The organism is Thalassospira sp. ABL2_045 (genome assembly GCF_056161285.1).
The window spans coordinates 745,915-759,296 of the sequence record NZ_JBSWYV010000001.1; the positions used below are offsets into that span (position 1 = coordinate 745,915).

The following is a 13,382-nucleotide window of genomic DNA, read 5'->3' on the forward strand; positions in this document are numbered from 1 at the left end:
TGTGGAGGGTAATGACCTTTTTGCCGCTTTTTTTCTACTTACGGGGCAAAAGGATGCGCGAGCTTAGCTGTTGGTCAGTTCCCGGTACTTGTCCGATACAACTGCTGCGATGTTGGCCCATTCTTCCAGATGGCTTTCCTTTCCAATGCGCGCGAGATAGTCCGTATCAATGCTGCTTTGAACCACCTGTCCCGCATCGCGGACGGCAATTTCGCGGGTCAGATGCTGCGCAACATAGATCGCCGTCAGGGCGGTCATTTCCTGATGCGGAAGATCCATTGGCCGGTGGTGATAGGCAACCGCCTGAATAACCGGGGCCGGGAAGCCCCACAAGCCCAGCAAATAGGCACCGATTTCGGCGTGCCCGGCGCCGAATTGTTCGGTTTCGGCCTGGTCTATTGGAATGCCTTCCTTTTCGACCCGCGTGACAACCGCCTGCATCTCATCGGCCCGGTTGGTGTAAAGGATCAATGAGCCAATGTGGCTTAGCATCCCGATCGACGGAACGGCGTGGCAAATCTCGCGCGGCAGGCGTTCATATTCGGCAATCAGGGCGGCCGTTACCCCGATCTGCTGGGAACGGTGACACAGGCGCTTAAGGTTCGCAGCCTGACTGGCCGGGCCTTCAAAACCACGATAAAGCCCGACAAACAGCGCAAGCGCCTTGAGCGTTTCCATGCCCAGCATGCGCACGGCATGCGCCACCGATGAAACATTTTGCGTGACGGCAAAATAGGATGAATTGGTCAGCTTGAGCACCTCGGTCGTCAGGGCAATATCGGATTCGACAATTTTGCTGATCGTCTCAAGCGAGTAGTTGGGATCAGAAAAGGCTGTTTCGAGGCGCATGTACGTGTCTGGCGGGGAAGCGAGACTTTTGGAATCCGCGACAAGCGTGCGCAGCTCGGGACTGCGCAACAACTGCCGCAGGCCAAGGGCGTTCTCGATGCTTTCAATCAGGGTGTCGTTGTCGCACGGCTTGCTTAGGAACTGGTGTGCCGGGCCGATGGTGCGCAAATAGGATGCGTTGTCCGCATGACCGGTCAGAATGATCCGCACCGCATCGGGATGGGACTTTTGCAACGTTTCAAGAAGGGTCACCCCGTCCATGCCGGGCATCTGGATGTCCGAAACGATGACATCGAAATCATGGTTTTCGGCAAGCTCAAGGGCCTCGACCCCGCTATTGGCAAAATGCATGTTCCATTGCGGTCGTGCACTGCACAGGCGTCGGCGAAAGCCGTTCAGGATGTTGGCATCATCATCGACAAATAAAATATGGTGCATTGGACCGGTTTCTTTTCAAACACATTTTGCAGATGGGACCCCTTGGCTTCCAGAACAAGACCATCGGACAAAGGCCATAATAACAAACGACTCGACATAAGGGTGGACCACATTTTGACAGATTTTCTGGTCAGGATCGGTGTTTGTGATCATTATGTGCAAATAACCTGTGTAAAAACCATACAACGGTATAAGTCGTGAGGCTTCATATACTTAACTGTTCGTGACTTTTGGGCCGATTGTCATATTTTGTCAGAATGTAGCGTGCAAAACCTCGGTACAATTTTAACGATTTCAAGAATGACGCGCATACAAGCCGTTCAAGATCGACCGGGGATACGATCATCTAAATGACAACGCGCACGGAACTGGTCGATGCCATCAAGAAGCATCAGCTCTATGTGATGAAGCAGCCTGGCGGGAAGCGATTGCATTTGCGCAATGGCAACCTGTCGCGCATCAAGATGAGCAATATCAGTCTCGAAGATGCGGTGCTTCCAGGTGCCAACTTCATTCAGGCTGCAATCCGCGACGTCAAATTCGATTTCTGTGATCTGTTTGGAACCAACTTTGTCGAGGCCGACCTTGAAGGGTCGAGCTTCATGCGGGCCGATTTGCGCGGGGCCAATATGGCGCGCGCGAAACTTCGCAATGCCAACCTCAAGGGGGCTGATCTTCGCTCCGGCGTGATGGTGATTGTTGATTCCGGACGCGAAAAAAAGGTCAAGCGCAACACGGATCTGACCAATGCCGACCTGCAAGGGTCGATGATGTCAGGCGCCAATCTGGCAGAAAGCAATATGTCCGGCGCCCGGCTTGCCGATGCCGATCTCAGTGACGCCAACATGTTTGCCGTCAACCTTGCGGGGGCGGATCTTTCGGGCTGTAACCTTTCGGGGGCAAAGCTTAAAAACGCCAACCTCAAGGGGGCCAGGCTCAAGGATACCCTGTTGCTGGGAACCGATCTTTCGGGTGCCAATCTGCGCAATGTCGATCTGTCCAATGTCGATCTGTCACAGGCCAATACATCCAATTCGATTGGCAGCAAGTCGGCGACACCCATGCCCGAAGACATCCGTATTCTTCTGAACGCCCATACCGAATGGCTGACAAGTGGCGGGGCGGCCGGGGGGCGGCTGGATGTCACGGGGCGTGATCTGACCGAGCTTGATTTTACCGGCTTTGACCTCTCGGCGGCCTGCTTTGATGATTGCATTCTGCGCGGTGTGCTTCTGGTCGATACCATTCTGGTGATGGCATCAATGCGGAACGCGGATCTGACCCGTGCCCGGCTGAGCGGATCGATCATGAACGGTGTCAGAATGTCATTCGCCAATTGCTCCAAGGCTGTGCTGCAGGGGGTCAAGTTTGGCGGTGTCGAACAACGGGATGTCAAAGGCCAGAAAACCGGTGAAGTCTGGCGAGCCGATCTGCAATCGACCGACTTTTCCAATGCTGATCTTCGCAATTCTGTTTTCGACGAACCCCGGATGAAAGAAGCCAAACTGTGCAAGGCCAACATCGCCGGCGCTGCCTTCGGGGATACCGATCTTTCGGAAGTCGATCTTGTAGGCGCCAATACCGGGTCGATTCTGACCGGGACTATCCCCGAAAAGGTCTAGGTTCTCATACCCGGTTCAGCGGTTATACCCTCTGCATCCGGATAGGGTCCGGCACGAAAACCCCGCATTTGCAAACGGTTTTCTGCGCAACATGCCAAACATATTGCGTTGCAGGGAAACTGCTGCATTCTATAATGCTCAATAATAAAAAACTTATTTAGAGTTCGGGGGCTATCTGCCACATGTCATCGCGTTCGGAATTGATTGATGCGATCAAGAAGCATCAATTATATCTCAATCAAAAGCCGGGCGGCACGCGCATGCAACTGCGCAATGGCAACCTTTCGCGCATCAAGATGAACAAGATCAGCCTCAAAGAGGCGGTTCTGCCGGGGGCAAATTTCATCCAGGCCTCTGCGCGCGATGTCTGCTTTGATTTCTGTGATTTGTTTGGCGCCAACTTTGTCGAGGCCGATCTTGAAGGATCCACGTTCGAGCGTGCCGATCTGCGCGGCGCCAATATGGCGCGGACCAATTTGCGCAATGCCAACCTGAATGGCATTGATTTGCGTGCGGGCATCATGGTGGTTCTCGAAGGTGCGCGCGAACGCACGGTCAAACGCGAAACCGACATGTCAAACGCCGACCTTGAAGGGGCGATGATGTGGGGTGCCAATATGGCGGGCACCAACATGTCGGGCGCGCGCCTTGCCAACACCGATATGAGCGACGCCAACATGTTTGCCGTCAACCTCGAAGGCGCTGACCTGACCGGCTGCAAGATGAATGGCGCGAAACTTCGCAATGCCAACCTAAAGGGGGCGAAGCTTGCCGGGTCGGAAATGGTCGGTGCGGATCTCAGTGGCGCAAACCTGCGCAATGTCGATTTGCAGGATGTCGACCTGACGCAGGCCAATACGTCCTATTCCATTGGCGGTGGTACGCCCAGCGCCCCGCTGGCTGATGATATCCGCGAACTGGTCAATGGCCATAGCGAGTGGCTGTCAACCGGCGGCAAAACCGGCATGCCGATGATTGCGGCGGGCCGTGATTTGTCGGGGATGGATTTCTCCGGCATGGATTTGTCTGGCGCGGTCTTTGACAAATGCATTATGCGCGGCACGATCTTTATCGACACCATCCTTGCCATGTGTTCGATGCGCGAAGCCGACATGCAAAAAATCCGTATGAATGGGGCGGTGCTTGATGGCGTGCGCATGGCGGGATCTGACTGCTCCGAGGGTGTGTTCCAGGGCGTTCATTTTGGCGGTGTCGATCAACGCGACAAGAAGGGCGAGAAAACCGGCACAGTCTGGAATGCGGACCTGTCGGATGTGAATTTCGAGCAGGCAGATTTGCGCAATTCGGTCTTTAGCGAAGCAAAGATGAAGGGTGCTAACCTGACCAAGGCGAACATCGCCGGGGTGGCCTTTGGCGCGACCGATCTCAGCGAAGCTGAGCTCGAAGGGGCCAATGTTGGTCTTATTCTGAATGGCTATATCCCCGGCAAGAAATAGCCTGTGTGGCGCATTCACACCCCTCTGAAATGCAAAACGCCGCCCTCATTGAAGGCGGCGTTTGTAATTCCGAGGTTTGTTTGATCGCCTAGCTGCGGTAATCTGCATTGATCGAGATATAGCCATGGGTCAGGTCACAGGTCCACACCGTGGCCGCACCATCGCCAAAGCCAAGATCGGCATCAATGTCGATATACTGGCCCTTGATATGGGCTTCGACCGGGGCTTCGTCATAATCCTCGACCCGCTCGCCATTCTTGGCCAGCGCAATGCCGCCGATTGAAATCGTCAGCTTGTTCGGGTCTGCGGTGACACCGCATTTGCCGACCGCCATGACAATACGGCCCCAGTTTGCGTCTTCACCGGCAATCGCAGTTTTGACCAGCGGGGAGTTGGCAATCGCCTTGGCGGCAATCTTGGCTTCTTTTTCGTTCACGGCACCGGTGACATTGATGGTGATGAACTTGGTTGCGCCTTCACCGTCCCGGACGATCTGGTGGGCCAGATCACGCAGTACGCTCTCCAGTGCGGTTTTGAATGCGGCCAATGCCGGGTCATTTGCATCGGAAATGGCATCGTTGCCGGCCTTGCCGGTCGCGGCCAGAAGCACGGTGTCGGAAGTGGACGTATCACTGTCGACCGTAATCGCATTGAAGCTGCGATTGTTGCAATCGGCCAGCAACGTCTGCAAAACGCTATGCGGCAGGGCGGCGTCGGTAAACACAAAGCCCAACATGGTCGCCATGTTCGGCTCGATCATGCCCGATCCCTTGGCGAAGCCCGCAATGGTTACTTCGGTACCATTGATGGTTGCCGTGGCCGAGGCCCCCTTGGGGAAGGTATCGGTGGTCATGATTGCCTTGGCCGCATCCAGCCAGCTTGCATCATTGGCCAGAATGTCATCCATCGCATCGGTAATGCGGTTTGCGGTGGTCGGCTCGCCAATCACGCCGGTTGATGCGGTGAAAATCTCGGTCTTTTCACAGCCAAGCGCCTTGGCCGCCGTTTCAACCTTGTCGGCAACGAACTTCTCGCCAGCCTTGCCGGTAAAGGCGACCGAGTTGCCTGCATTGACGAAAAATGCACGTGTTGTCCCGCCCTTCAGCGCCTCGCGCCCCCAGCGCACGGCAGCCGATGCCGTGGTTGATGTCGTGAACACACCGGCAACCTGGGTGCCGGGTTCAAGTTCTGCCAGCAGGACATCCGGGCGGCCCTTATAGCGAATGCCAAGGGTTGCGGTGTGCAGTTTGACACCGGCAACGGCCGGAAGATCGGGGAATGCCGCGGGGGCAAGCGGGGAAATGGCAGTCGCAACCATCTGTGCAGTTTCCTTTATTGGACAAGTTGGCCCATCCTGCCGCAACGGTGGCGAAAAGCAAGCAGCAGAATGCATCGGTTAGAGCCGTTTCCGTTTCGATCTAAACGGAAAATGCTCTAGATCAAAAATGATCGACAAAAAACGGGGTGAAGCCCATGGCCACACCCCGTTTGATGATGTTGGAAAGACATAGGCGATCAAATCAGATTGATTGCCCTGTTTTCCGAATTATTCAGCCGGTGCTTCTTCTGCTGCTTTTTCAGCTTCGATTTCGACATTGTTGACGATATCGGCATCTGCACGCAGGTCTTCGACCAGCGCGTTGAAGGCATCACGGCTTACTTCGGCGACCAGCTGCTGACGGACTTCGTCAAGCGACGGCTGGGTGCCTTCTTTTTTGTCTTCGACCTTGATCACGTGCCAACCGAACTGGGTCTGAACCGGTTCGCTGGAATAGGTGCCGGTTTCCATGGCAAAGGCTGCCTCGGCAAACGGTGCGACCATGTCTGCACGGTTAAAGAAGCCAAGATCACCGCCATTCGGGCCGGACGGGCCGGTCGATTTTTCCTTGGCGAGTTCGACGAAGTCGGCACCGTCATCAAGTTCTGCGATAACAGCCTGCGCGTCTTCTTCGCTTTCAAGCAGGATGTGGCGGGCGTGAACCTGCGGCTCCGGCTCGTTGGTGGCGATGAATTCGTCGTATTTCGCGTTGACGGCCTCATCGGTGATCGCGTCATTAAGCGCGCGATCCAGATAGGTTTCAGCAATCAGGCGGCGCTCAAGCGCTGCGATCTGTTCTTTGACTTCCGGGTCATCGGCCAGACCGGCTTCGCTACCGGCATCCATCAGCAGGCGCTGGTTGATTTCGCGGGTCAGAAGATCCGCCTTGAGCATTTCAAACGGAAGCTGGCGATACTGTTGCGGCAGGCCCTGCTGGGTTGCGCGGACTTCGGATTCAAGGATTTCTTCACCATTGACCGTCGCCAGAACCGGATCTTCTGCCGGTGCAGTGTCCTGCGCCATGGCAGGGGATGCAAAAATGACGGTTGCCAGGGACGCAACAAGAAGGGATTTGCGCAGCATAGTTTCTCCAGACTTTGATTTCAGACGGGCTTTTTGCCCGATGCCTCTGTCCACGGGTAAAACACATAAGTGTTGCCTGCACAAGGCTTCGCCGTGGATCAGCCACCTTTTGGCAAAGCATTCTGTCCAAAATGTGAAACGCTTAAGTATCAACTTTGACATGTGCGAATGGTCCGGCTGACTTGAAACCCGACAGGACAAAAGGAAGCCCGTCTGTGGCCGTGCGAGGCCACAGCCACAAGATGACGCTTAGATGAAATCTCTCGGGGGAAGTTGCTCAGGCCTGAACGTCAAAGAACACTTCGCCGACTTGACCGGTGCTGCCATCTTCGCGTTCAAAGGATGACCCTGCTACCAGATCCCCACCGACAAGACGCTGATCAAGTGGGGTGATCATGGAAAGCGAGATCGATTTGATCCCGGCATCCGCAACAGTTTGCTGGCTGCCATCAGCACGCAGCAACACAAGCGAACTGAACACACCGTCCATCTCGTCGATGACGCCATCCAGGTTGTCGTCATATTTTTCCAGTTCCGCAAAACCATCCTTGGCGCCGTTCTGATCGCCAAACAGTTCGCGCCCGTCATTGATCTTGCCATCGCCATTGCGGTCCAGTGCCAGAAGGGCGTCATTGCCTGAAACCCAAGCGGTCTGATCAAGCGTTCCATCGCCATCAATGTCAAAGCGCTTGCCGTCCATGACGCTGGTGATATCGATGCCGTTGCCATCCAGGTCCAGGATCAACGGGTCCTGCTGGAACATCTGGGAAATCTCGATACGGATCATCTCGATATGGGCATGAAATTCCGAGATCGAGATATCCGGGGCCCCCGCAAGGCTTGAAAAGCGGGTTTCAATGGCGCTGAAATCAATCTCGACACTGCGCGAGGTGATGGAAACCTGACCGAGATTGATCGCGCTGTTGCCTTGGGCGATGTTGATCGAAAGATCCTGCATCGAGATCTCTGATTGCGCCCCTGTTGCGCCAATTGCCTTGAGTTCGCCGGGATCACCACCCGTCATGGCATTGGCGATCGCCCGTGCCTTTGCCGGGGGAATGCCCATCATCGCAAGCACAATGAAGGCTTCGTGGTTCATGCGTGTCTGGGCTTCGTCGAGAGCGGGCTTTAGGGCGTTGAAGGCCTCGAGCGGAGCCGTATCGATTTCAAAGACCGGACGCTGAAATTCGCCAAGCGCACTTTCGATCCGTTCATTGGCCTCGATGCTCAGATCAATCTGATCGACAATGGCGCGCTGTTGGGAAAGTTCCGCATCGCGTTGCGCATCCGTATCGGTATCCGCATCTGCACTGACCGCGGTCACCGCACTGTTGGCGGTGGCGCGCAGTGCTGCGATCCCGGCGGCATTATCCGCTGCGGTGGGATTGGTAAGGTTTGTGTGCTCAAACATTCAGCGCCTCCTTCCTGAAGGGCTGCGGGATGCCGGCCTGACATCCCGTGGCTGTTAAATCAGAACATCCTGTTCCTGTGTCGGGTCAATGACGGGCACGGTTTCACCATTCGGGAAGGTGAAGGTCGCATTGCCATCATCCTGACCAAAGCGGCCCATCGGCATCATCATATCAACCGTCAGCTGAAGCGGACCACTACCTTCACCGGCTTCCGGTGCAGGCTGATTGATGCTGCGCACAATCAGGGTTGCCTGTTCCATGAACTGTTCGGTGATCTGGGCATTAAGGGCTGCCATCCGTTCGGCGGCAATCGCCTGACCATTGGTTTGGGCGGTACCGGCGGTGGCACCGTCTTCGCCCTCGCCAGACGTATCGTCGCTGCCAACCGTTGCATTCATCAGTTCGCGGATGAATTCGGCGACTCCATTATCATTGATATCAAACAGAAGCCCACCGTCTTCGGCGCTGGCCGGATTGCCCAGCATATCAACCAGCGATCCGCCGCCCAGGCCATCCATGACATTGCCAAGGGCGCCAAGAGCCGCCCCCATGCTGTTGCCAATCGCAACCGCTTCGGTGCGGACGACCTCAACCTTGGCGGCCTCGTAATTGAACGAGAACTCACCGGTTTCATTGTTGATGCTGATATCAAGCGACTGAACCGCCATCATCGCGGACTCGGACACCCCGACGGCTGACCCGTTGGCCCCCGCATATGAAATGGCGGTCTTGCTGTGGCTTGCGATCGCCTGATCAAAGGAAAATTCGAACTGGTCCTGCTCGCTTGCGGCGTCGCGAATGCCATTGAACATGGCATCAGTCGCGGCAATGGCGTCTTCTTCGGACATGCCCGAAAGCGCAAACATTTCTTCGACACTGCCGCGGATCAGTTCAAGTGATGCATCAAGCACGCGCTCAAACAATTCGTCGGTTGTCAGCGGTTCGGAAGAAAGCGATTTACCGGCTGCCGGGGCAATCTTCTGCCCGTCATTATGGGCGGCAAGCGCATCATCAGACAGGGCCACCGGATCAATACGGGTGCGCGCATCAGGTCGCGATTGCGCGGCGGCATCGCCGGCATCCGGGCTGGTTTTACCAAAGGGCTGACGCGCATCTTGCAGGGCAGACTGGCCCTGTCGAAACGGATTAAGCGCGGAGAAATCGACCATAATCCTCCTCCTGAGGATGTGATTTGGCAGCGTATCCGGGACATCCCCGCGCGCCAAAAAGAGCTACATGCTCTGTTAGGGTGTAAAACTATGAGGCGAATAATACGACCATTCTTCGCATTTCTCAAGCAAGAAGGGTTCAATCGCAGGAAACGAAAACGTGAAGAGGCCGGGATTTGCCTGCGATCCGGCGCAAAAACCGGGAATTTCCGGCTGTTCATTCCCGATATTGGTTCGTTCCGTTGACAGATGGCAGACAGGGTTCTATCTGTGATCGGGCTCCGGTTTCTGCCGGGGTCATTGTGTCTTAATTTATTTGTTCAGGAACGTATTAATGCTCGGCGCTATTGCCCGGAAAATTTTCGGTTCAGCTAACGATCGTGAAGTCAAAGCCCTGCGGGCCACGGTCGAGCAAATCAATGCCCTGGAACCCGAAGTCGAAAAGCTTTCTGATGATGAACTGCGCGCCCGGACCGATTGGCTGCGCGACCGTCTCAAGAATGGCGAGACTCTGACCGATATCCTTACTGATACCTTTGCCACCATCCGCGAGGCATCCAAACGTGTGCGCGGCGAACGTCATTATGATGTGCAGCTGCTGGGCGGCATGGTGCTGACATCCGGCAAAATAGCCGAGATGAAAACCGGTGAAGGTAAAACCCTTGTATCGACCCTTCCGGTTTATCTGAACGCGCTTGAAGGCAAGGGCGTTCATGTTGTGACCGTGAACGACTATCTGGCGCGTCGTGATGCGGAATGGATGGGCGAGGTTTATGGGTTCCTCGGCCTGACTGTTGGCGTGATCATGCATGGCATGACCGATGACCAGCGCCGCGAAGCCTATGCCTGCGACATTACCTATGCGACCAATAACGAGCTCGGCTTTGATTATCTGCGCGATAACATGAAGTTCCGTCTCGAAGACATGGTGCAGCGCCCGTTCAACTTTGCCATCGTCGATGAAGTCGACTCGATCCTGATTGACGAAGCGCGTACCCCGCTGATCATTTCCGGCCCGGCCGAAGACAGCTCTGAACTGTATCGTGCGATTGATGCGCTGATCCCGAAACTGGTCGATGAAGATTTCGAGAAGGATGAAAAGGCACGCGCCGTCACCCTGACCGAAGAAGGCACCGAACACGCCGAACAGCTTCTGATGGAAATGGAAATCCTGACCGAAGGCACGCTCTATGACGTGGCCAACGTTCATCTGGTCCATCACGTCAATCAGGCCCTTCGTGCGCACAAGCTGTTCCAGAAAGATACCGACTATATCGTCAAGGACGACAAGGTCGTCATCATTGACGAGTTCACCGGTCGTATGATGGAAGGCCGCCGTTATTCCGATGGCCTGCATCAGGCACTCGAAGCCAAGGAAAAGGTCAAGATCCAGAACGAAAACCAGACTCTGGCATCGATCACCTTCCAGAACTATTTCCGTCTCTATCCGACCCTTGCCGGCATGACCGGTACGGCAATGACCGAGGCCGAGGAATTCGAAGAAATCTACAACCTCCAGGTTGTCGAAATCCCGACCCATCGCCCGATTGCCCGTATTGACGCCGATGACGAGATTTACCGTACCGCCACTGAAAAGTGGGTGGCGATTTCCGAGCAGCTCGAAGACTGCCACAAACGCGGCCAGCCAGCCCTTGTCGGTACCGTCTCGATCGAGAAGTCGGAAATCCTTTCGGACCTTCTGAAAAAGAAGAAAGTCCCGCATGAGGTTCTCAACGCCAAGCAGCATGAACGCGAAGCGTTGATCGTGGCCCAGGCCGGTGCACCGGGTGCGATCACCATTGCGACCAACATGGCCGGTCGTGGTACCGACATCAAACTTGGCGGCAACGTCGAGATGCGTGTCGAGCATGAATTGGAAAACGTCACCGACGAAGCCAAACGTGCGGCCGCAATCGAAAAGATCAAGGCAGAGGTCAAAGCCGATCAGGAAAAGGTCCTGGCGGCGGGCGGTCTGTTTGTGATCGGTACTGAACGCCACGAATCACGTCGTGTGGATAACCAGCTGCGTGGCCGTTCCGGCCGTCAGGGGGATCCGGGTGGTTCGAAATTCTATCTGTCGCTTGAAGATGATCTGATGCGCATCTTCGGGTCCGAGCGCATGGACGGCATGCTCCAGAAACTGGGTCTGCAGGAAGGTGAAGCGATTTACCATCCTTGGATCAACAAGGCGCTCGAAAAAGCCCAGCAGAAAGTCGAGGCGCGTAACTTTGACATTCGTAAGAACGTTCTGAAGTTTGACGATGTCATGAATGACCAGCGTAAGGTCGTTTATGAACAGCGCCGTGATCTGATGCAGGCCAAAAACGTTGCCGAAGACGTGGCCGACATGCGCGCCGAAGTCATCGAAGACATGGTCGACAAATACTGCCCGGCCAAGGTCTATCCGGAGCAGTGGGAAACCACCAGCCTGCACGAAGAAGTCACCCGTCTTCTGGGCCTTGATCTGCCGATTGCAGATTGGGTCAAGGAAGAAGGCATTGATCAGGAAGTCATGCGCGAACGCCTTGAAAAGGCTTCCGACGAGAAAATGGCAGCCAAGGTCGCCAACTATGGTGCCGATATCATGCGCCAGGTTGAGAAAAGCCTCGTCCTGCAGCTGCTTGATCAGTCGTGGAAAGAACATCTACTCGCCCTTGATCACCTGCGTCAGGGAATTGGCCTGCGCGCTTATGGTCAGCGTGATCCGCTCAACGAGTTCAAGCGCGAAGCGTTTAATATGTTCGAAGGCATGTTGGTGTCCTTGCGAGAACGCGTGACCCAGATGCTGTCGCATGTCGAACTGCAATCGACCCCGCGCCCCGAAGATCTTGAGGCGCGCCGTCCGCAGCAGGAAATGCACGAAAACCGTGACGAACTTGAAGCAGCCGAACAGGGTTCGGACAGCGCCACAGTTCAATCGCGTCAGGCATCAGGCAATATTGATCCCAACGATCCGTCAACCTGGGGGCGTGTGGCGCGGAACCAGGCCTGCCCATGTGGTTCCGGCAAGAAATACAAACATTGCCACGGTCAGCTGAACTGATCGAGATCGGCAAGATGTTGGAAAAAAGCGCGCTTCCTCCGGGATGCGCGCTTTTTCTTTGTCAGTCGCTTGTCGCAAGTGTCGTGCTTGGTAGGGTATCGCTCAGGAACTGTTTGACCGGCCCCAGAACTGCATCATCGGTTGTCAGATAAAACCCAAGCGCAATCAGCGTTCCGGCATGGCCGGTATCAGATACTTCTATCAGGTCGGCCTTTGGTGCCAGTTCCGCCAGTCTGCGTGAATTGCGCGGCAGCACGGTATGATCACGCGTGCCTGTAATCAGCAAAAGCGGTGGCATATGTGCCAGGTCCATCTCGACCGGCTGGCTGTCATGTGCCGGCGTATCGCCAAACGCATTTTGAGTCGCGGCAACATCATATGGATAAAAATCATACGGCCCTGACAGGCCGATAATCCCGGCAATGTCACCTGCACCCAGCCCGACCGATTGCAGATAGTTGGGATCAGCCACGACCTGCATGGCGTTATAGGCCCCGGCAGAATGCCCGGCCAGCATGAAGGGCACATCCTTGATCTGATCGGGTTTCTGCCCGGCATAGTGCTTCATCTGTGCAAGCGCAGATGCCCCATCCTCAATAAAGGTCGGGAAATGAACATCAGGCACCAGTCTGTAATCAGGAATGGCAACCGCATAGCCAAGCTCGGCAAAGCGCCTGGCGACAAAGGCATATTTCGAACGATCCCCGGAATCCCAGGACCCACCATAAAACCACATCAAAAGCGGCGCAGGCTGCATTGATGGGCTTGGCAGATAAAGATCAAGAAGCTGCCGCGCATCCGGACCATAGGAAAGGGCCGCCACATCGGGTTTGATATCCCCGGACTGCCAGTGGTTATAAGCACCAAGCTTGTCACAGCCTGCCAGCAGCACCATTGCGACGAGTGAGTTGGTGGTCACGGTCAGGAATTTCTTGGCAAGCATTCGGGGTACGGACCAGTGCAAATTCAAACTTTGTATCTTCAATACGTT

At 55.3% G+C, this 13,382-nt stretch carries 9 protein-coding genes; 3 read left to right on the forward strand and 6 right to left on the reverse strand.

What is annotated here, in order from left to right:
- Positions 1–63: 63 nt before the first annotated feature.
- Positions 64–1,287 carry a response regulator gene (locus ACXAIA_RS03420; RefSeq protein ID WP_475348110.1) on the reverse strand — a complete coding sequence of 408 codons (1,224 nt, stop codon included), beginning with the start codon at positions 1,285–1,287 and terminating at the stop codon, positions 64–66.
- A 350-nt stretch (positions 1,288–1,637) separates the two neighbouring features.
- Between ACXAIA_RS03420 and ACXAIA_RS03425 the strand changes: the two genes are divergently transcribed.
- Both ACXAIA_RS03425 and ACXAIA_RS03430 read left to right on the forward strand, forming a co-directional pair.
- The gene (locus tag ACXAIA_RS03425; protein WP_475347357.1) at positions 1,638–2,909 is read left to right on the forward strand and encodes a pentapeptide repeat-containing protein; all 1,272 of its coding nucleotides are present in this window, start codon (positions 1,638–1,640) and stop codon (positions 2,907–2,909) included.
- A gap of 182 nt (positions 2,910–3,091) precedes the next feature.
- Positions 3,092–4,366, forward strand: a complete 1,275-nt coding sequence (locus ACXAIA_RS03430; protein ID WP_475348111.1) for a pentapeptide repeat-containing protein — start codon at positions 3,092–3,094, stop codon at positions 4,364–4,366.
- A gap of 88 nt (positions 4,367–4,454) precedes the next feature.
- On the opposite strand, the gene argJ is transcribed toward ACXAIA_RS03430, so the two are convergent.
- The 4 genes from argJ to ACXAIA_RS03450 form a co-directional block, all read right to left on the reverse strand.
- On the reverse strand, positions 4,455–5,684 hold the full coding sequence (argJ, locus tag ACXAIA_RS03435) for a bifunctional glutamate N-acetyltransferase/amino-acid acetyltransferase ArgJ (RefSeq protein WP_475348112.1): 1,230 nt from the start codon (positions 5,682–5,684) through the stop codon (positions 4,455–4,457).
- Between the two features lie 228 nt (positions 5,685–5,912).
- A complete protein-coding gene (locus ACXAIA_RS03440) occupies positions 5,913–6,767 on the reverse strand; it encodes a peptidylprolyl isomerase (protein WP_475348113.1) in 855 nt (284 codons plus the stop codon).
- 277 nt (positions 6,768–7,044) lie between these two features.
- A complete protein-coding gene (locus tag ACXAIA_RS03445; RefSeq protein ID WP_475348114.1) occupies positions 7,045–8,178 on the reverse strand; it encodes a hypothetical protein in 1,134 nt (377 codons plus the stop codon).
- Positions 8,179–8,232: 54 nt separating this feature from the next.
- The gene (locus ACXAIA_RS03450; protein WP_475348115.1) at positions 8,233–9,348 is read right to left on the reverse strand and encodes a hypothetical protein; all 1,116 of its coding nucleotides are present in this window, start codon (positions 9,346–9,348) and stop codon (positions 8,233–8,235) included.
- 334 nt (positions 9,349–9,682) lie between these two features.
- Here ACXAIA_RS03450 and secA point away from each other — a divergent pair, with 334 nt between their 5' ends.
- On the forward strand, positions 9,683–12,391 hold the full coding sequence (gene secA, locus ACXAIA_RS03455; protein WP_475348116.1) for a preprotein translocase subunit SecA: 2,709 nt from the start codon (positions 9,683–9,685) through the stop codon (positions 12,389–12,391).
- 61 nt (positions 12,392–12,452) lie between these two features.
- Here the strand turns inward: secA and ACXAIA_RS03460 are convergent, their stop codons facing one another.
- Positions 12,453–13,334 (reverse strand): alpha/beta hydrolase, encoded by an 882-nt coding sequence (locus ACXAIA_RS03460; protein ID WP_475348117.1) that lies wholly within the window; start codon positions 13,332–13,334, stop codon positions 12,453–12,455.
- Positions 13,335–13,382: the final 48 nt, after the last annotated feature.

Bases quoted from the DNA above. Each gene is read 5' to 3' on its own strand.
- ACXAIA_RS03440 (WP_475348113.1), bottom strand. From the start codon at position 6,767: ATGCTGCGCAAATCCCTTCTTGTTGCGTCCCTGGCAACCGTCATTTTT.
- ACXAIA_RS03450 (WP_475348115.1), bottom strand. From the start codon at position 9,348: ATGGTCGATTTCTCCGCGCTTAATCCGTTTCGACAGGGCCAGTCTGCC.
- ACXAIA_RS03445 (WP_475348114.1), bottom strand. From the start codon at position 8,178: ATGTTTGAGCACACAAACCTTACCAATCCCACCGCAGCGGATAATGCC.
- ACXAIA_RS03460 (WP_475348117.1), bottom strand. From the start codon at position 13,334: ATGCTTGCCAAGAAATTCCTGACCGTGACCACCAACTCACTCGTCGCA.
- ACXAIA_RS03420 (WP_475348110.1), bottom strand. From the start codon at position 1,287: ATGCACCATATTTTATTTGTCGATGATGATGCCAACATCCTGAACGGC.
- secA (WP_475348116.1), top strand. From the start codon at position 9,683: ATGCTCGGCGCTATTGCCCGGAAAATTTTCGGTTCAGCTAACGATCGT.
- ACXAIA_RS03425 (WP_475347357.1), top strand. From the start codon at position 1,638: ATGACAACGCGCACGGAACTGGTCGATGCCATCAAGAAGCATCAGCTC.
- ACXAIA_RS03430 (WP_475348111.1), top strand. From the start codon at position 3,092: ATGTCATCGCGTTCGGAATTGATTGATGCGATCAAGAAGCATCAATTA.
- argJ (WP_475348112.1), bottom strand. From the start codon at position 5,684: ATGGTTGCGACTGCCATTTCCCCGCTTGCCCCCGCGGCATTCCCCGAT.